The organism is Bradyrhizobium sp. CCBAU 11434 (assembly GCF_028128895.1).
GTDB classification, from domain to species: domain Bacteria; phylum Pseudomonadota; class Alphaproteobacteria; order Rhizobiales; family Xanthobacteraceae; genus Bradyrhizobium; species Bradyrhizobium zhengyangense.
Genome location: NZ_LBJX01000084.1, coordinates 42,082 through 60,645, shown reverse-complemented (window position 1 = coordinate 60,645; position 18,564 = coordinate 42,082). Strand labels below are relative to the sequence as shown.

Below are 18,564 nucleotides of genomic sequence, written 5' to 3'. Positions count from 1 at the left end.
TGCGGCGATCACGCGGACGCGGCTCTGGTCCGTGCAGTTGACCAGCACATGCTAACTAACCCGGTCGCCGCTGGGCGCCAGGTGCAGCTCGGTTTCAGGTTTCCAGCTCAGCGTCGCCGCGAGATCGCCAGGAAAAATCTGCCAGCACGATCCGTCGTCGAGTTCGACGACATGGCTTTCCGCATGCGCGTGTATCTTCATCCCATCCCAAAATCTCGTTGAAAAAGGCGGGCCCCGGCGATCGGCCGGGGCCCTAATTCGTCAATCGTCGTGATGAATCACGGTCTTGCTGCGATTGCCGAACTCGTCTTCTTTCTTGATCACCGTCTTACGCTCGGCGGGCTCGCGCTCCTTGATCACGGTGGTACGGTCGCGATCGCGATCACGATACTCATGGGACTCGCCGACCGTCACGCCGGCGCCGACAGGACCGACGTGAACGCCGACCTCATCCGCGAACGCCGGAGCCGCAATTGCCGTAACCATGGCCGCCGCAAACAGATATTTCCGCATCTTGTCCTCCTCAGTGTTGTCTGAAGAGAATGCGGACGTGCGACACTTTGTTCCTGACGGAACATGCGGGATGGATGAGACGCTCCTTGTTCCAGGAACCGCCCCACGGCTGCATGATTCCGGCTACAATGCTCCCATGAAACAAGCTGATTCCTCGGACAATCGCATCACCCGCCGCGCCCTGATTCAATCCACACTTGGCGCAGCGGCGGTGCTCACCTCGCCGACGCAGGCGCTTGCGTCGCCGCCAGGCTTCGACGAATGGCGCGAAGGCTTTCGTGCACGCGCCATGGCGAAAGGCATTTCGGCCGCGACCTGGCAGCGCGCGATGGCGCGGGTCGAGCCTGATATGAGCGTGTTCAAGCAGATGCGCAACCAGCCGGAGTTTCACGAGCAGGTCTGGCAATACATCAACCGCCGTGTCTCCGACTGGCGCATCATCAACGGCAAGATCGCACTGAAAAACAACGAAGCGCTGTTCGCGCGCATCGAACGAGATTTCGGCGTCGAGCGCGGCACATTGCTGGCGCTGTGGGGCGTGGAATCCGCTTACGGTGATCCGCTGGTGCAGCAGAATCACATGACGCCTGTGTTTCCCTCGCTCGCCGCGCTTGCCTGGAACGAGCCGCGACGAAAGGCCTATTGGGAGGCCGAGCTGATCAATGCGCTGCGCATCGTCGACAAGGGCTGGAGCACGCCCGAGGAGATGCGCGGCTCCTGGGCCGGCGCGATGGGGAATTCGCAATGGATGCCGGAGGTCTGGCTCAATGTCGGCATCGACTATGACGGCGACGGCAAGGTCTCACCGTTCGGCAAACCCGACGACGCGCTGGGATCGACGGCAAAATATCTTGTCAATAGGGGCAAATGGCGCCGCGGCGAGCATTGGGGCTACGAGGTGCGCTCCCCTGGCGAAATGAGCGGCAGCCGCACCTATGCAGCCTGGCAGGCAGCCGGAGTCACCCGCGCCGACGGCCAGGCGTTCCCGCAGCCGAATGTGTCCGCGCAAATGTGGACGCCGGTTGCGGGCGGGCCGACGTTCCTGCTGGGACCGAACTTCTATGCGGTGAAGAGCTACAATCCCTCGATGAATTATGCGCTCGCGATCTGCCATCTCGGCGACCGCTGTCTCGGCGCGCCGCCCTTCATCCAACCCTTCCCCGGCTCCGAGCGCGTGCTGACGCTTGCCGAAGTTCAGGAGATGCAGACGCGGCTCACCAAGGCCGGCTTTGATACCGGCGGCACCGACGGGCGTGTCGGCAACGACACGATGAAGGCGATCAAGGATTTTCAGCAGCGTGCCGGCATCGCACCCGCCGATGGTTACGGAGGGCTGAAGGTGCTGGCGAAGCTGCGGCAGGGATCGTAGCCGACCTCAGTGCCGGTACTGCGGCTCTTCCGCGTCGAGCTGGCGGCGGATCGCGGCCAGATGCAGGCGCGCAGATTCGGAATCGCCCTCTCGCATTTGCTTGTAGGTCGCGGCCGCGATCACGGGATCGACCGGCAGCACCTTTCGCCCGGTCGACATCGCCAGCACCTGCACCTCCGCAGCGCGCTCGAGGTAGTAGAGATCGTCCCAGGCTTCTGCGATCGTCGGCGCCAGCACCATCACGCCGTGATGCTTCATGAAGACGATATCGGCATCGCCCACCGCCGACGCGATACGCGCACCTTCACTGTTGTCGAGGGCGAGTCCGTTGTAGTCGCGATCAACCGCCGTGCGGCCGTAGAATTTCAGCGCTGTCTGGCCGGCCCAGATCAAGGGATCTCCCTCGGTCATCGACAGTGCCGTGGCGTAGGGCATATGGGTGTGGAAGGCGACCTTGGCGCGCGGCAGGCGCTTGTGCATCTCGGCGTGGATGTAGAACGCGGTTGCCTCCGGCTCGCCGTCGCCATCGAGCACGTGGCCGTGGAAATCGCAGATCAGCAGCTTTGACGCGGTCAGCTCGCGGAAGGCGTAGCCGTAAGGATTGACCAGAAAGAGGTCGTCATGGCCGGGCACTACGGCCGAGAAGTGATTGCAGATGCCTTCCTCAAAACCGTTGCGCGCGGCCATACGGAAGCAGGCGGCGAGATCCTCGCGCGCAGTGCGGATCGCATCGGTGGCGAGGTCCGGCCGGTTCGAACGAACGGGCGCTGGTGAGGAGGCGTGAAGGCTGTGCGCCATGGCGAAGGAGACCTCTTTCGGGCAGGAGAGGACAGCGTTTTACAGGGCCCACGCCTGCGCGTCAGCCCCTGCAGCCGCCACTCTGCCCTGCACGTCTCACGCCCGCCGCGGCACCCCGCCGGCATTCATGCCACCATCAATCACGAGCTCGCTGCCGGTGACGTAGCGCGAGGCATCTGACGCCAGATACAGCACGCCGGAGGCGATCTCCGCGGCCTGTCCGGTGCGGCCGAGCGGGGTCGCGACCTTCGCGCGCTCCTCCGGATCGATCGGTGCATTCTGGCCGGCACCGGTCGCTCCAGTCGGGATCTTGCCCCAGATTGGCGTGTCGATGATCCCGGGATGGACCGAATTGACGCGGATGCCGTCACCGGCCGCCGCGCACTCCATCGCAATCGATTTGGCGAATAGCCGGACACCGCCCTTGGTCGCCGAATAAGCCGAGAGGCCCGGCGCACCGCGCAGACCCGCGAGCGAGGACATCATGACGATCGAGCCGCCGCCATGCTTGCGCATCAAGGGCAGGCAATGCTTCACGGAAAGAAACACGCCGTCGAGGTTGATCGCGTTCTGCTTGCGCCAGTCGGCGAGCGTCATGTCGGTAATCGACGGCACGGCAATGCCGATGCCGGCGTTTGAGACCATGATATCAAGCCGGCCATAGCGCTTGGCGATCTCGGCGGTGATCTCGATCCAGCGCTCTTCGTTGGTGACGTCCTGCTCCAGGAAGATCGCCTTGCCGCCGGCCTTTGTCACTCGCGTGGCGAGTTCAGGGCCGCGCAGCTCATCGATGTCGGTGATGACGACAGTTGCGCCTTCGCGGGCAAACAGCTCGACGATGGCCTCGCCAATACCTGAGGCGCCACCCGTCACCAGTGCGACCTTGCCCTCAACCTGCCCTACCATGTTCGCTCCCATTTTGTTGTTTGACGTTTATTGTTTGAGGCGATTTATTTTTTGCGCATGATCTCGCCGTAAAACCGCTTCGCACTTTTCCTGACCATGCGTTACCTAATCACGGATGGCCCCTGGTCCGGAAGTGCGACATCGATGACGCGGAATTGCACGCGCTCGGCGCCCTGGTAGCGATCGACTGACAATGATCCTGCGACGTGCAGTTGCTGGCCGCGATTGGCGAGAAGCGCATGCCCTAGCTTTTGCCCGACCGAACGGAACGCGATGCCGTTGACGATGGCGCCATCGCCGGACTTGAAACGCAGTCTCAAATGCGCCTGCCCAACCTCCTCGGCAAAGACGAGCTGATGCGCCGGCAACGCCAGCACCGGCTCGGGATTGCCACTACCGAACGGTCCGGCACGATTAAGCGTGGTCGCAAGCTCCGTCGTCACCGCGCGCGCCGAGACCGCGCCATCGATATAGAGCTCGTTGACGTGGCGCGCTTCGGCGACGTCCTGTGCCAGTGCGTTTTCGAGATAGGCACGGAATTCGGCGAGCTTCTCCTTGCGGAGCGTCACGCCCGCGGCCATCGCGTGACCGCCGCCTTTCAGCAGAATGCCGTCGGCCACGGCCTGCCGCACCGCCTTGCCCAGATCGACGCCGGCAATCGAGCGGCCCGAACCCGTGCCGATGCCGCCGGGCTCCAGCGCGATCGCAAAGGCGGGCCGCGAGAACTTCTCCTTCAACCGGGAGGCAACGAGGCCGACCACGCCGGGATGCCAGCCTTCGGACGCGGTGACGATGACGGCGAGCTTGTCTTCCAGCCCGATCGAGGCGAGCGCTTCGGCTTCGGCCTGCGCTTCGGCGGCCTGCTCGATGACGCGACGCTCGCTGTTGAGGCGGTCGAGCTCGGCGGCGATCCGCGCGGCCTCGACGCTGTCGCCTTCGAGCAGCAACCGGACACCGAGATCGGCGCGGCCGATCCGCCCGCCGGCATTGACGCGCGGTCCCAGCATGAAGCCGAGGTGCCAGGCTTCGGGCGGACCGTTGAGCCGCGCCACGTCCATCAGCGCGGTATGGCCGACATGGTCGCGCCGCCGCATCGCGATCAGCCCTTTTGCGACGAAGGCGCGGTTCAGCCCGATCAACGGAGCCACATCCGCGACGGTGCCCAGCGCGACGTGATGCAGCATGCCGAGCAAATCGGGCTCGGGCATCTCCGCCTTCCAGAAGCCGCGCTGGCGCAGTTCTCTGTTCACCGCAACCAGCGTCACCAGCACGAGGCCGACAGCGGCGAGATGGCCAAGGCCCGAGAGATCGTCGAGCCGGTTCGGATTGACCAGCGCGTCGACCTCCGGCAGCTCCGTGCCGGCCTGATGATGATCGATCACCACCACAGACATGCCCAGCCGTTTCGCTTCAGCGAGCGGCTCGATGCTGGTGGTGCCGCAATCCACCGTGACGAGCAGCGTGGCGCCCTTGGCCGCGAGGCCTCGAACGGCCTCGACGTTGGGGCCATAACCCTCAAAGATGCGATCGGGAATATGGATCAGCGGGTCGAGCCCGCAATGGCGCAGGTGCCAGGCCAGCAGCGCTGCAGAGGTCGCACCGTCGACGTCGTAATCGCCGAAGATGGCGACCGCCTCGCCCTTCGCGGCGGCATCGGCGATGCGCTTCGCGGCCGCCTCCATCTCCGTCACCGTGAACGGATCCGGCATAAGTTTTCGAATGGTCGGATCGAGGAAATCAGGGACGGCATCGATGTCGACGCCGCGGCCGGCCAGCACCCGCGCCAGCAGTTCCGGCAATTGGTGCTGCTGCACGATGGCAAGCGCCTTGGCCGCGCCTCTTGCGTCCAGCCGGTCGCGCCAGAGCTTGTCGGTGAGCGAGCGCGCCACACCCAGGAACGCCTGGGGCATTTCGACGGGCAAAGCGGTGGCGGGAGGCGTCATGATTCGTGGTTCAAGTGGTCCGGTACAAACAGCGGCGCGACGGCCGCCTCCGATCGCAGGATTCACCGGGAATCCCTGGCATTTTGCAACGTCAGCAGCCCACAAAGCGGTGGATTGCCGAAATGCTGAGCGAGTTGACTACCATTTGAGCAGTCACGCGGACAGCAAATTAAGTGAGCGTTAGCAGGAATCTTCGAAAACGAGTCTCATTCGATCTGTAATTTTTAGTTCCGGGTCATTGCAGGTCAGACGTCATTGCCAAGGGAAGCCCCCGATGTCTGTTGCGCTGGGTTTGAAATCCAAGCCTGTTACCACTGAGCCCGCTAACGACGATTCCGACATTTCCGCGCTGATCAACCGCCTGACCGCGGAGGTCAACCAGATCGCCGTCGACAAGACCAAGTCGATCCAGCAGATCACCAACCAGATGAAGATGCTGGCGCTGAACGCGCTGATCGAAAGTTCGCGGGCCGGCGCGCAAGGCGCGGGCTTTGCTGTGGTGGCGCAGGAGGTGCGCGGCGTCGGCCAGCAGGTCGAGACCATCGCCCGCGAACTCGAGACCCAGCTGACCAAACGCACCGGCGATCTCGTCGCCTCGATCGAGCGCATGAGCCAGCGCTCGCGCGGCGAGCGCATGATGGACTTGTCCCTGAACGCGATCGAGCTGATCGACCGCAACCTTTATGAGCGCACCTGCGACGTGCGCTGGTGGGCGACCGATTCTGCCGTGGTCGATTGCGCCGCCTCGCCCGCTCCGGCCGCGGTCAGCCATGCCACGCAGCGCCTCGGCGTCATTCTCGGCGCCTACACCGTTTACCTCGACCTCTGGCTCTGCGACCTCGACGGCAATGTCATCGCCAATGGCCGCGCGGATCGCTTTCGCGTCGTCGGCCAGAACGTCGCCCACACCAAATGGTTTCGCGAGGCGAAGACCCTGCGCTCCGGCGACGACTATGTCGCCGGCGACGTCGAGAACCAGCCGCTGCTCGGCAACGCCCAGGTCGCCACCTACTGCGCCAGCGTCCGCGTCGGCGGAGAGGCCCACGGCGCGCCGATCGGCGTGCTCGCCATTCATTTCGACTGGGAGCCGCAGGCGCGCGCGATCGTGCAGGGCGTGCGCGTCGGCGACAGTGACAAGGCTCGCGTGCTGCTGGTCGACTCGCATTTCCGTGTCATCGCCGCCTCCGACGGCCAGGGCATTTTGAGCGAGCGCGTCTCGCTGTCGCTCAACGGCGAGCGCTCCGGCTTCTATCACGACCGGACAGGCGCGATGGTCGCCTTCCACGCGACGCCGGGCTACGAGACCTATCGCGGCCTCGGCTGGTACGGCGTGATCGTCTGCGGGGCGTGAGGCTGGAGCCGGCCGGCCCGGCTCCCCAATCCAAATCGTGAAAACAACCCCATGCACAGTAGCGAGAGTGCTGCTTGCACGGAGCTTGAGCCCGTTGTTGACACGTCGGGCAAAACACCCCGACCTGCGATGATCGCGAGGTCTGAGACCCGCTTTTCCCTCGAGCCGTGAACGCGCCCGCCTGGCCACACGGCGGGCTCCCTCGGGCATTCCCAGCAGCTGCCCCTTCGGACATCGTGGCTCCGGACAATTACGTAGGTCGCGGCGAATTTGCGCTCGATCAAAGCCGGCACGGTTCCCGCTGCCAATTATTCCCGAAAATCACGGGAGGTCGGCCCATGCTGGTTAGAATCAATACGGCGCAGCGCCGTCCGATCGACGGTCATCTGGCTGCCGTTGCTGGCAATCGCGCGCTCTGCAGTGAGTTCAGGTATCGCAGAGGCAGCGAGATTTTCGGCGAGGGCGAGGACGCAGAATACGTTTACCAGATCAACTCCGGAGCCGTGCGTACCTACAAGCTGCTCCCGGACGGTCGGCGCCAAATCAACGCGTTTCATTTGTCCGGCGACATGTTCGGTTTCGAGAACAGCGAAACGCACCGCTTTACCGCCGAAGCTATCGTCGAGACCGATGTGCGCATCATGAGGCGAAGCAATCTTCTGGGAGCGATGCCAAACCAAGGCGCCGGGCCAAAGCACCTCATCGGCTTCGTCACCCAGAATCTTCAGCACGCCGAGAACCACATGCTGCTTCTGGGTCGGAAGACATCGTTGGAGAAGGTCGCTGCATTCCTGCTCGAGATGGACGACCGGCTGGCACATCCGAGAGTCATGAACCTGCCGATGACGCGTCGCGACATCGCGGACTACCTCGGACTCACCCTCGAAACCGTCTCACGCGCCCTGTCGATTTTGCGAGACGACCAGATCTTGCGATTTGACGGAACGACTCAGCGACGACTGGAAGTGCTCGATCGAAACCGGCTTTCGAGGCTCGACGCCTGATTTTGCAGCGGAAGTCGCCCTTGGCTTGGCCAAGGCGAGAGCCGCTCGGATCTCTGCAAGGCCAATGGGAGGAATGGTCATGCTCATCAAGACGCTTACATTGCACTCGCTTACCTATCTGGTGGGGATTACCAGCTCGGTCGCGGCCTACCAGAATGCCCTTTGGAGCCCGGGAGCAAACCAGACGGATACGCGCCAGGTTGTTCTTCGCGCAGCCAAGAGCGACAGACTGCCCGTCACGTTGACCAGATCTCACGCCCGCGACAACGTGCCGACACGGGTGCCGGCAGTCGTCAAACCCGGCATCGGGGATGCTTGCAAGCCGCCGATCGATGTCCGTGGGCGCTGCTTTGCTGCGGTGGCTTTGAACAGTCAGGCTGCGTGACCCCTTTGCCGCTCTCGACCGAGCAATCCGTCCTTAAACAGTGACCCATGATGCCTCATCGATCGCATCCAGGCAGCGGTTTCCTCAGGGACCATTCGCAAGACTTCTCGCTGATCCTCGGAGGTCCGGTCTTCCAGTTCCTGCGTCGGGCCCATTTGACCGGCAACAAGCTGGAATTTGCGCCACGGCGCACTTTGGTGATCTCGCTGTTTTGCTGGCTTCCGCTTCTCGCCCTTTCGCTCTTCGAGGGAGACGCACTTCACGGCCGCGTGCCGGTTCCGTTCCTGTTCGACGTGGAGGTCTACACCCGCTTCCTGCTCGCCATTCCACTCCTCCTGGAGGCCGAGATTATCGTGCACCGGCGCATGCGCTTCATTGTGAAGCAATTCCTGGAGCGCAACTTGATACCGGAAAATCAAATGTCGCGGTTCGACTCGGCGATCGAGTCGGTCGTTCGACTCCGCAACTCCATGCTCGCTGAGGTGCTGCTATTCCTATTCGTGTACATCGTCGGAATCCTTGTCATCTGGCGACATTACATCGCACTCGACACGGTCACTTGGTACGCGAAACCGGCCGTTGGCGGCGCGCAGCTTTCACTCGCCGGAATGTGGTTCAGCTACGTAAGCCTCCCGATCTTCCAGTTCCTGCTGTGCCGCTGGTACTTCCGAATGTTCATCTGGGCGCGCTTCCTCTGGCAGGTCTCGCGCATTGAATTGAGCCTGATGCCGACACACCCGGATCGCGTCGCGGGCCTGGGCTTTCTGTCGGACATCCTTTACGCGTTTATCCCGCTCCTGCTGGCCCATGGCGTTCTGCTTGCCGGTGTTCTCGGCAACCGCATCTATCACCTCGACGCCAGACTGTCTGACTTCGTGCTTGAAATCCTGTCGCTTGTCGTCTTTCTCGAGTGCGTCACGCTTGGCCCCCTGCTGGTTTTCGCCTCCCAACTTGCTCACGCCAAGCGGCAGGGTCTTCGGGAGTATGGCACGCTGGCCGAGCGCTACGTGCGCGAGTTTGACGCGAAATGGATGCACGGAACACCATCGAACGAACCATTGGTCGGCAGTAGCGATATTCAATCACTCGCCGATCTGGGCAATAGCCTGGAGGTGGTGCGGACAATGCGTGTTGTCCCCTTCACGAAGGAAACAATCTTGCAGCTGGCCATCGTAACGGCTTTGCCGGTGCTCCCGCTCTTGCTGACGATGATTCCCCTGGAGGAGCTGGTGAAGAAATTGTTGGGAATCTTGTTCTAGCCGGACGGTCCTACGAACGTTCGAGGTTTCCGCGGGTAATCTCAACGTCTGCCCGCATCATTTGGCGGCTGGCCTCCGCATCACTGCGCTGCGATAACTGCCCTCACTGACGATTCAACAGATCAGGCGACGCCGCAATGCCCACACCACTCCTGTCCGACCCCGTTGCCCGCGCCACCTCCCCGAGCACGGGACACGCACCGCCCGACGGCTTTGCCGATCTCGTGCCTGAGCTCAGCGTTTCGAACATCGAGGCCAGCCTGTCGTTCTGGCGCGACCTGCTCGGCTTTGCGATTGCCTATGACCGTCCCGATGCCCGATTTGCCTATCTCGTCAGGGGGCGCCTCCAGGTGATGCTGTGCGAATTGAACGGCCGCTGGGAAACCGCCGAGATGCAGCGCCCATTCGGTCGCGGCATTAATTTACAGATGGTCGTCGACCGCATCGATCTGATCCTGAAAGCGCTCGACGGTGCGAAATGGCCGCTCTACGAGCCGCCAAATGAAGCTTGGTATCGCGCCGGCGACCTCGAGGTTGGGCAGCGCGAGTTTCTCGTGCAGGATCCCGACGGCTATTTGATCCGCCTCGTCGAACGCCTTGGGACACGCGGGCCGTCGTGACGCGCACCTGGGCTTTGGTGCCGTCGACCACTGCCCAGATCTGCAGGGAAACATGGCCGCGGCTGCGGCCAATCAGGGTCGCAGAGTTACCCGAGTTCGGCCCTTGCGATGTCGTCCCCTTCAGCCAGCAATGTCACCCCGCCGAGCGTCTGCGACGGGCGCTCCCCGAACATTGCCAGGTAATATTGCGCGAACCGGCCGAGCTCATAAAAGCCCTGCCCCATCGCGACGGCAGCCACGGTGACCGAACCGGGCGCGCTGTCGCGCAGGATGGAATGAACCGCGCAAAGCCGCTTGTGGCGGAGGAAGCTGACCGGGCCCAGGCCGAAAACCTCCTGAAAGGCGCGGTGCAGGGTACGCCGCGATACGCCGAGCGCTGCGCAGATCTCCGCCACATGCACCGGGCGGTTGCCGGCCGCGTCGAGATGCTCTTCGACCCGACGGATCAGCCGCCTTGCCGACGGCAGCCAACCCTCGTCGTCGGGCGGCAGCGCCGACATGACATTCGCCGCCATACATTCGACGATCGATCGTTTCCAGAAATCGGCCGTGGAGGGCGTCAGGCCGCCGCTGTGCGTGCGCAAATGCGACATGATCCGGACCAGGCGGCGCGAGGCAATCGCGCCGGTCTCGATATCCGCCCGGAAATGGCCGCGGCTGCGCCAGGTGTCGGGATCGCTCAACCGCGCTTCACCGCCGAATAGCGAAGTCACCTCGCCAAGATCGAACCGCATGGCGGCATAAGCAGATGCGCCGTGAAAAACCCCGTCATGCTCCAGCAGCGGCGGGATCACCAGCACGTCGTTGAGCTGCATGTCGAACGACCAATGCGCGACGCGCTCTTCGGCCGACAGCAGCATTCCGATGATCAACTTGTCATCGCTGGAGACACGTTGCGTGCGCATGCCGACGTTGAAGGTGCCGATGCTGAGCGAGAAATCGTCGATGCCGACATGGGAGAGCGTTCCTCGCAAACGCCCGCGGCCGAGCTGCATCACATCGACATGCGAGCCGTGAACGGCCTGGTGAAGGCCTTCGAATCCGTCCAGCCTTTTCGAATCAACCAGAAGGGATTGCTCCATGCCGTACCCTGTTACTGAAGCGCGACAATTCTGCGGCAACCGACAGTACAATACCACCGCAAGGCGAGGTGGATGCGACAATCTGCCTTGGCATTTTGAGTCAAACGCTAGGGAATCCCGGCGAGACAATTGCTTGCGGAGTGCCGCAATTGCCCGGATTTGCAGCATGACTTGATTAAGCCTCGCCTCGCTTGCGCGTCCTGGCACAATTTGCACATCACAGCCGGTCAATCTTCGGATACCTTTTGCAACCTCAGCGATATCGATCGAACGCGCTTTGCGGATGGCAGAGTGCACGCGGCAATGATGTGCCGTGTGCCCAAAAGCGTGCGCGCATGCGCGCAAAGGAAAGAGATGTTGACGCAATGACGCGTCGTCCCTTCCCGAGCGCCAAAAAGGAGGAGGACCAGACAATGTGTCCAACATGCCCGGGAACGTGCCGTCGTCTGCTGAAGTCCGCGCCGTAGCGTCAGCTGGAATACGCGTATTGGAGTTTCCAACGATGCTGCGGGCGGATCTGACTCACTGCGAATGGTTGCCGGATGACGCGAAGACCGGCGAGATGGTCTTCATCCCCGGCGGAACGTATCGCATGGGATCGGACCATCACTACCCAGAAGAAGCGCCGAGCCATCGCGTCTTCGTCGACGGCTTCTGGATCGATCGGACGCCTGTGACCAACAGGCAGTTCAAGCAGTTCATCGACGAAACAGGCCATGTCACTGAGGCCCAGATCATTCCTGACGCGAAGGACTATCCCGGAGCGCTGAAGGAGATGCTCTACTCGGGATCGCTGGTGTTCTCGCCGCTGCCCCGCATCACCGATCTCACCGACTGGAGCCAGTGGTGGTCGTTCGTGCGAGGCGCGAACTGGCGCCACCCCTACGGCCCCGGCAGCAACATCAAAGGCCTCGACGACCATCCGGTCGTGCATGTCTCCTTTAGCGATGCCGCCGCTTATGCGCGCTGGGCAGGCAAGGAGCTGCCGACGGAAGCCGAATGGGAATTCGCTGCGCGCGGCGGGCTCGAGGGGGAAGAGTTTGCCTGGGGCGATGCCCTTATGCCCGGCGGCAAGCACATGGCCAACATCTGGCAGGGCAACTTCCCTGTCCAGAATCTCGGCGAGGATGGGTACGAGCGTACCTCGCCGGTCATGGCCTTCCCGCCCAACGGCAACGGCCTCTACGACATGATCGGCAACGTCTGGGAATGGACTTCGGACTGGTGGTCGGCGAGGCACACAGCCGACGCCGCAAAGCCCTGCTGCATTCCGCAAAACCCTCGCGGGGGCCGCGAGGATGCAAGCTACGACCCTCGCCTCCCCGACATCAGGATTCCTCGCAAGGTTCTCAAGGGCGGCTCGCATCTCTGCGCACCGAACTATTGCCGCCGCTATCGCCCCGCCGCGCGCCACGCCGAACCGGTCGACACCTCGACCAGCCATGTCGGCTTCCGTTGTGTCGCGCGCACGCCCCTCGTCATTCACCGCGAACAAGAAGGATCTGCTGCAACATAGGGAGTGCTGCATGAGCAGCGAGTTGGAGAATAACACCAACTCGAAAATACTGGCGGAGGCGCTAGCGCAGATTCGATGACCGGAGAACCGACAAAGCGGCAATTCAGCATCGGCTTCCAGACATCGATCATCACGGTGTTCGTGGGCGTGGTGCTGCTTGTCGGCTTGACCCTGGTCTATCTCAGCTTCGCGCGGGTGACATCGATCACGCGGACGGCGGCGCGCGGCTTCATCGAGAAGGTGGCGCAGCTCGGTGCCGACCATGTCGACGAGCGGTTCAAGACCGTACGCGACAATCTCGACATCCTCTCTGGCCTGCCGGCGATCCAGGGGGCAGAGATCGCCGACAATACGCGGCTCTACGCCCTGATGGCGGCGATGCTGCGCAACAATCCGCAGCTGTTCAATCTCTATGTCGGCTATGAGGACGGATCGTTCATCGAGATGGACGTGATCGACCGCGCCAGGCCAGCGTTCAGAACGGGATTGAAGGTCGATCAGGACGCAGCGTTCCGGCTGGTCGTGGTCGCGCGGACGGCGGGAGCTGCGCCGGTCACGCAATATCTGTCGGAGAACCTGATCCAGGTCGCGGAGGTCCCCGGCCCCGCCGGCTACGACCCGCGGCAACGGCCCTGGTATGTCGAGGCGTTCAAGAACGACAAGACGCTGCTGACAGGGCCTTACGTGTTCTACGCCACGGGCGAGCCCGGCTACACGCTGCGCACGCCCTTGAAGGAAGGCCGCCGCGGCGTCGTCGCCGGCGACGTCCTGCTTAACCGGTTCGAGGCGATGCTGGCGGAACAGAAGCTCGGGCAATCCGGGCAAGCGTTCCTGTTCAACGATGCCGACCGCATCGTCGGCCATCCCGAGATGACCCGTCTCATGACGGAGATTCCCGAACGACAGGACGACCTGCCGCAGGTCGGCGCGCTGAAGCTGCCGGGGCTGGTTCCGATCATCCGCTCCTGGCGCGACGGCGGGCAAGCCCAGCAGTTCTTCGACGATCAGGCCGGCCGCACCTATATCGCGGCGGTCCACCGGCTCGACACCACCGGCTCGGCCAATGTCCGGCTCGCGATCATCGCGCCGCTCGACGAGTTTTATGCCCGGATCATCAACGAGCGCCGTACCCTGTTCGCGCTGGCGCTCGCCTTCGTCGGCGCCACGCTGCCGTTTGCATTCTGGCTGGGATCGCGCATGGCCGAGCCGCTGCGCAAGCTTGTCCAGGAGACCGACGCGATCCAGCGCTTCGACCTCGCGGAGCGGCCCCGCATTCGCTCCGCCATCGCCGAGATCGAGGAACTCGGCCGCTCGGTCTTCACCATGCGCAGCGTGGTCAGCAGTTTTGCCAGCTTCATCCCGCGCCCGATCGTACGGCAGCTGATCGAGACCGGCGCCTCGCTCCGCCTCGGCGGCACCAGGCGCGAGGTCACAGTGCTGTTCACCGACGTCGCCGACTTCACCGCAAAGACCGAGCGGGCCGACCCGTCGCAGGTGATGATCTACACCTCGCGCTATTTTGCGGTCCTCTCGGACGAGATCATGCGGCACCGGGGCACGGTCGACAAATATATCGGCGATGCCGTGATGGCGCTCTGGAATGCGCCGGCTGACGATCCTGACCATACCGTCAACGCCTGCCGCGCCGTTCTGGCGTGCCTTGCCGCGAACGAGGCGCTCAACAAGCAGTTCCGGCATGAGAGCTGGCCGCCTTACGACACCCGGTACGGCCTGAATGTCGGCGACGCCGTGGTCGGCAATGTCGGCTCCAGCGACCGCATGAACTACACTGCGCTCGGCGCCACCGTGAACCTGGCCTCGCGGCTCGAGGGCCTCAACAAGAACTACGGTACGCATGTGCTGGTCAGCGCCGCCGTACGCGAACGCGTCGGCCATGCGTTCCTTTTCCGCAGCGTCGACAGCATCACCCCGAAAGGGTTTGCCGAGCCGATCGAGGTCAGCGAACTGCGCGGCGAACTGGCGCAGGCCGACGCGAGCGAGATCGCGATGTGCAGACACTGGGACGAGGTCTTTGCCTCGATCGCACAGGATGGCCCGGCGGAGACTACCCTGGTCCGGCTCTCCGGTTTCCTGCACGACTATCCCAGAGACAGCGTCGCACAATTTCATGCGACGCGGTTTCGCAACGCTGCCCAGGGGACGAGCGCGGAGGCGTGACCTGAGGGTTTACCTGGCAGCGGTCGGGTAAACGCCTTCCGTGAACACCACAGGCGTTCCCTTGGCGACGCTGGCAGCTACCCGTTCGGCATCCCAGTTGGTCAGGCGTACGCAGCCATGCGATTGTCCCTTGGAGATATTTTGCGGCGACGGCGTGCCGTGGATGCCGTAGCCGTCGGCGGACAGATTGATCCACATCGTGCCGACCGGATTGTTCGGCCCGGGCATGATCTTGAAGGGTTTTCGGGAATGAACGCCCTTGAAATGATAGGCGGGATTGTAGCGATAGGTCGGGTTTGGATCGATCTCGGTGACCTTCAGCGAGCCTGACGGCGACGGCTTGTCCTCGCTGCCGACACTCGCCGGATAGAACCCGATCAGCGCATTCGACTTGTCGAACAGTTTTACGGTTTGCCTGACCTTGTCGATCTCGACCCTGTCGGCCTTGGCAGGCGTAGCGCCCTCGCCTGCGTCGACCACGGCGATGGTCTCGCCGGCGCGATCGAAGTGACGCCCCGGATTGAGCGCCGCCAGCAGCTGCTCGCTCATGTGAAACCTCTCGGCCAGCTCTTCGCGCGGACTGGTGTAGCCGAGCTTCGGAATGTCCTTCATGTCTTCCATCTTCGACGGAAGCCTGCGCAGGAACGGGCCTGAGACGTCCTTGTCGGTGATGGTGTAGGTCGTCATCGGCGACCGCGCGTCCGCCTGGAGCGCCTTCCAGACGTCATCCGTCACCTGATCCGAAGCAGGCACTTGCCGCGCTTCGGCATAGGCGCGAAGCGCCTTCCTGGCATTCTCGCCGAATCTGCCGTCGATCTCGCCGGGAGAGAAGTGCGCCCGGTCCAGCAGGACCTGAAGACGCACCCCGGCCGGGGTCGGCTTCTCGTTCGACAGGGTCTTCTTCGAAGGTTCGGCGGACGCGATGGCGGCCGCGTCCATTGCCGCGGCGATCGCCGGTGTGGCGACAAGGGCGGAGAACGCAACGGCAAGAGCAACCTTCATTGCTGGCATGTTCCAGCTCCGACGGGATTCGTTCGTCGGATTGGCAACTCGGCTCGACGGCGGAAGTTTCCAGTTTTTCCTGAACCGCGAACGCCGTTCAGGCGTCGCGCCGCCCAGCCATCTCCGCCGCGAGCAGCACCGCGGCGCGGCTGGCGCCTATCGATGCGACGCCCTGGCCTGCGATGTCGTAGGCGGTGCCGTGTGCGGGCGTGCAGATCGGAAACGGGAAGCCGCCGAGCAAGGTGACGCCACGATCGAACCCCATCAGCTTCATCGCGATCTGGCCCTGGTCGTGATACATCGTCAGCACCGCATCGAAGGCGCCTGCCTTGGCGCGCAGGAACACGGTGTCGGCCGGAAACGGCCCGTCCACGGCAATGCCGTCGCGCTGGCCGGCTTCCACCACCGGCGCAATGACATCGATTTCCTCTCGGCCGAAATTGCCGCCGTCGCCGGCGTGCGGATTGAGGCCCGCGACCGCAATGCGCGGCCGCGCGAACCCGGCATTGCGCATGCAGGTATCGGTCAGTTTCAGCGCGCGCTGGATGCGCTCGCTCGACAGTTTTGCAGCAACATCCCTCAGCGGAATGTGCGAGGTCACGCGTGCATTCCAGAGCGCACCCAGCACGTTGAATTCGCTGGCCGGCGTCCGCAAGCCCACCACCTCCGCGGAGAAGGCGATCTCGTCGTCATACTCCGAGCGCGCGAGCCGCATCGCCGCCTTGTTGAAGGGCGTGAAGCAAACGGCATCGACCCGGCCATCCCTGCCAAATTCGAGCGCCCGCTTGTAATTGGCCAGCGCAAACTGGCCGCCCGCAAGGCTCGCCACGCCGCGCTCGATCCGCGCGGGTTCGAGGTGGCCGAGATCGAGGAATAGCGTATCGCCTGTGAGCTCATCGAAATCGGCGCCCTGCTCCACCGCCGTCAGTTCAGGCGCGACACCTGCGACCTTCGCGCCCGCGTCGAACACGCGGCGGTCGCCGATGACCACGAGCCGGCACCGTGCGCGGATATCATCCTGCGTAACGAGTTTTGCCGTCAGCTCCGGACTGATGCCGGCAGGATCTCCCATCGCCAGCGCAATCAGCGGCTTTCCGGTCATATGATCACCTTTTCCTGGGTCGTCGTTTCGATGCTGGCGGGCTTGCGGAAAATGCGCGCGAACAGCTGCAACGCCAGCGGCAACAACAGCAATGCGATCCCGGCGACCACGAGGCACGTCACCAGCTTGTTGGCGAAGAAGATGCCGAGGGATCCCTTGGACATCAGCATCGACTGTCGGAACGCATCCTCGGCCTTGTCGCCGATGACGATGGCGAGCACCAGCGGCGCCAAGGGATAGAACAGCTTCTTGAAGAGATAGCCGACGACGCCGAAGCCCAGCATCATCACCACGTCGAGATAGGAGTTCGAAACCGAATAGGCGCCGACGACGCAGATGATCACGATCAGCGGCGCGATGACCACGAAGGGAATCCGCATCAAGGCGGCGAACACGGGCACGGTCAGCAGCACCAGCGCGACCGCGACGATGTTGCCGACATACATCGAGGCAATCAGGCCCCAGACGAAGTCTTTCTGGTCCACGAACAGCATGGGACCTGGATTGAGGCCCCAGATCATCAGCCCGCCCATCATGACCGCCGCAGTCGCCGAGCCGGGAATGCCGAGCGAAAGCATCGGCAACAGCGCGCTGGTGCCCGCGGCGTGATCGGCCGTCTCGGGCGAAATGATGCCTTCGACCTCGCCGGTGCCGAAGTAACGGCCGCGGCGCGAGAAGCGGCGGCCGATACCGTAGCTCATGAAGGAGGCCGCGGTCGGGCCGCCCGGAGTGATCCCCATCCAGCAGCCGATCGCCGCGCTCCGCAGCAACGCAACGCTGTGGCGTGGCAGGCGGCCGACCGCACGGAACACCTCCAGCCAGTCGATCTTCGAGGAAACGGCACGGGCGTGAAACTCCTCCTCGACCGCGACCAGCAGCTCGCCAATGCCGAACAGGCCCATCACCGCGACGACGAAATTCACGCCCTTGACGAGCTCGTCGATGCCCATGGTGAGACGGACGCTGCCGGAGACGGTGTCGATGCCGATGGCGGCGATCGCAAAGCCGATCGCGAGCGCGACGACGGTCTTGATCGGCGCCGCGCCGCCCATGCCGACAAAGCTCGCAAACGCCAGGAAATAGACAGCGAAATATTCCGCCGGACCAAACGCGAGGGCGACCTGCGCGACCCATGACGCCAGGAAGGTAATCAGGATGACGCCAACAAGCGCACCGAACGCGGCCGAGCCGAAGGCGGTGGCCAGCGCCGTGGTTGGCCTTCCGTCGCGCGCCATCGGATAGCCATCGAACGTGGTGGCGACCGATGATGGCTCGCCGGGGATGTTGAACAGGATCGAGGTCACGGATCCCCCGAACAGCGCGCCCCAATACATGCTGGAGAGCAGGATGATCGCCGAGACCGGCTGCATGCCAAAGGTCAGCGGCAGCAGCAGCGATACCCCGTTCGGCGCGCCGAGCCCTGGCAACACGCCGACGAGAATGCCGAGCAGAACGCCGACGACCATCAAGGCCAGATGCGGCACGGTAACCGCGATGGTGAAGCCGTGGAGGAGCTCCGAGAGATTATCCATCGCG

The 18,564-nt window shown here is 63.4% G+C and carries 17 protein-coding genes; 8 read left to right on the top strand and 9 right to left on the bottom strand.

The genetic code is table 11. From position 1 onward, the window contains the following. Positions 1–51 precede the first annotated feature (51 nt). Both XI06_RS19040 and XI06_RS19035 read right to left on the bottom strand, forming a co-directional pair. Complete coding sequence (locus XI06_RS19040; RefSeq protein WP_271606129.1) at positions 52–201, bottom strand: hypothetical protein; 150 nt, start codon at positions 199–201, stop codon at positions 52–54. A 60-nt stretch (positions 202–261) separates the two neighbouring features. After that, on the bottom strand, positions 262–513 hold the full coding sequence (locus XI06_RS19035; protein WP_237857962.1) for a hypothetical protein: 252 nt from the start codon (positions 511–513) through the stop codon (positions 262–264). A gap of 136 nt (positions 514–649) precedes the next feature. On the opposite strand from XI06_RS19035, the gene XI06_RS19030 reads away from it, so the two are divergent. Continuing rightward, the gene (locus XI06_RS19030; RefSeq protein WP_237869173.1) at positions 650–1,882 is read left to right on the top strand and encodes a lytic murein transglycosylase; all 1,233 of its coding nucleotides are present in this window, start codon (positions 650–652) and stop codon (positions 1,880–1,882) included. A gap of 6 nt (positions 1,883–1,888) precedes the next feature. Here the strand turns inward: XI06_RS19030 and XI06_RS19025 are convergent, their stop codons facing one another. From XI06_RS19025 to recJ, 3 genes are all read right to left on the bottom strand, one after another. Next, complete coding sequence (locus tag XI06_RS19025) at positions 1,889–2,680, bottom strand: aldolase (RefSeq protein ID WP_237857965.1); 792 nt, start codon at positions 2,678–2,680, stop codon at positions 1,889–1,891. Between the two features lie 96 nt (positions 2,681–2,776). After that, positions 2,777–3,586 (bottom strand): SDR family NAD(P)-dependent oxidoreductase, encoded by an 810-nt coding sequence (locus XI06_RS19020; RefSeq protein ID WP_271606128.1) that lies wholly within the window; start codon positions 3,584–3,586, stop codon positions 2,777–2,779. Between the two features lie 101 nt (positions 3,587–3,687). Next, on the bottom strand, positions 3,688–5,529 hold the full coding sequence (gene recJ / locus XI06_RS19015; RefSeq protein ID WP_271606127.1) for a single-stranded-DNA-specific exonuclease RecJ: 1,842 nt from the start codon (positions 5,527–5,529) through the stop codon (positions 3,688–3,690). A gap of 274 nt (positions 5,530–5,803) precedes the next feature. Between recJ and XI06_RS19010 the strand changes: the two genes are divergently transcribed. The 5 genes from XI06_RS19010 (at position 5,804) to XI06_RS18990 (ending at position 10,148) form a co-directional block, all read left to right on the top strand. Further along, positions 5,804–6,880 (top strand): methyl-accepting chemotaxis protein, encoded by a 1,077-nt coding sequence (locus tag XI06_RS19010; RefSeq protein WP_271606126.1) that lies wholly within the window; start codon positions 5,804–5,806, stop codon positions 6,878–6,880. A gap of 338 nt (positions 6,881–7,218) precedes the next feature. Further along, complete coding sequence (locus XI06_RS19005; protein WP_271606142.1) at positions 7,219–7,884, top strand: helix-turn-helix domain-containing protein; 666 nt, start codon at positions 7,219–7,221, stop codon at positions 7,882–7,884. Positions 7,885–7,963: 79 nt separating this feature from the next. Further along, complete coding sequence (locus XI06_RS19000; RefSeq protein ID WP_271606125.1) at positions 7,964–8,269, top strand: hypothetical protein; 306 nt, start codon at positions 7,964–7,966, stop codon at positions 8,267–8,269. A gap of 47 nt (positions 8,270–8,316) precedes the next feature. Further along, positions 8,317–9,528 (top strand): hypothetical protein, encoded by a 1,212-nt coding sequence (locus tag XI06_RS18995; RefSeq protein WP_271606124.1) that lies wholly within the window; start codon positions 8,317–8,319, stop codon positions 9,526–9,528. Positions 9,529–9,665: 137 nt separating this feature from the next. Continuing rightward, positions 9,666–10,148: a bleomycin resistance protein gene (locus XI06_RS18990; RefSeq protein WP_237857975.1), complete on the top strand. Its 483-nt coding sequence runs from the start codon at positions 9,666–9,668 to the stop codon at positions 10,146–10,148. Positions 10,149–10,234: 86 nt separating this feature from the next. Here the strand turns inward: XI06_RS18990 and XI06_RS18985 are convergent, their stop codons facing one another. Next, positions 10,235–11,230 (bottom strand): helix-turn-helix domain-containing protein, encoded by a 996-nt coding sequence (locus tag XI06_RS18985; RefSeq protein WP_271606141.1) that lies wholly within the window; start codon positions 11,228–11,230, stop codon positions 10,235–10,237. 502 nt (positions 11,231–11,732) lie between these two features. Between XI06_RS18985 and XI06_RS18980 the strand changes: the two genes are divergently transcribed. Beyond that, positions 11,733–12,746, top strand: a complete 1,014-nt coding sequence (locus XI06_RS18980) for a formylglycine-generating enzyme family protein (RefSeq protein WP_271606123.1) — start codon at positions 11,733–11,735, stop codon at positions 12,744–12,746. A 75-nt stretch (positions 12,747–12,821) separates the two neighbouring features. Further along, positions 12,822–14,924, top strand: a complete 2,103-nt coding sequence (locus XI06_RS18975) for an adenylate/guanylate cyclase domain-containing protein (protein WP_237891897.1) — start codon at positions 12,822–12,824, stop codon at positions 14,922–14,924. A gap of 9 nt (positions 14,925–14,933) precedes the next feature. On the opposite strand, the gene XI06_RS18970 is transcribed toward XI06_RS18975, so the two are convergent. The 3 genes from XI06_RS18970 to XI06_RS18960 form a co-directional block, all read right to left on the bottom strand. Then, the gene (locus tag XI06_RS18970; RefSeq protein WP_237891898.1) at positions 14,934–15,935 is read right to left on the bottom strand and encodes a L,D-transpeptidase family protein; all 1,002 of its coding nucleotides are present in this window, start codon (positions 15,933–15,935) and stop codon (positions 14,934–14,936) included. An 88-nt stretch (positions 15,936–16,023) separates the two neighbouring features. Further along, entirely contained in the window at positions 16,024–17,028 is a 1,005-nt protein-coding gene (locus XI06_RS18965; RefSeq protein WP_237869182.1) for a 4-hydroxythreonine-4-phosphate dehydrogenase PdxA, read from the bottom strand. Then, complete coding sequence (locus tag XI06_RS18960) at positions 17,025–18,560, bottom strand: tripartite tricarboxylate transporter permease (protein ID WP_271606122.1); 1,536 nt, start codon at positions 18,558–18,560, stop codon at positions 17,025–17,027. The genes XI06_RS18965 and XI06_RS18960 overlap by 4 nt, the downstream gene beginning before the upstream one ends. Positions 18,561–18,564: the final 4 nt, after the last annotated feature.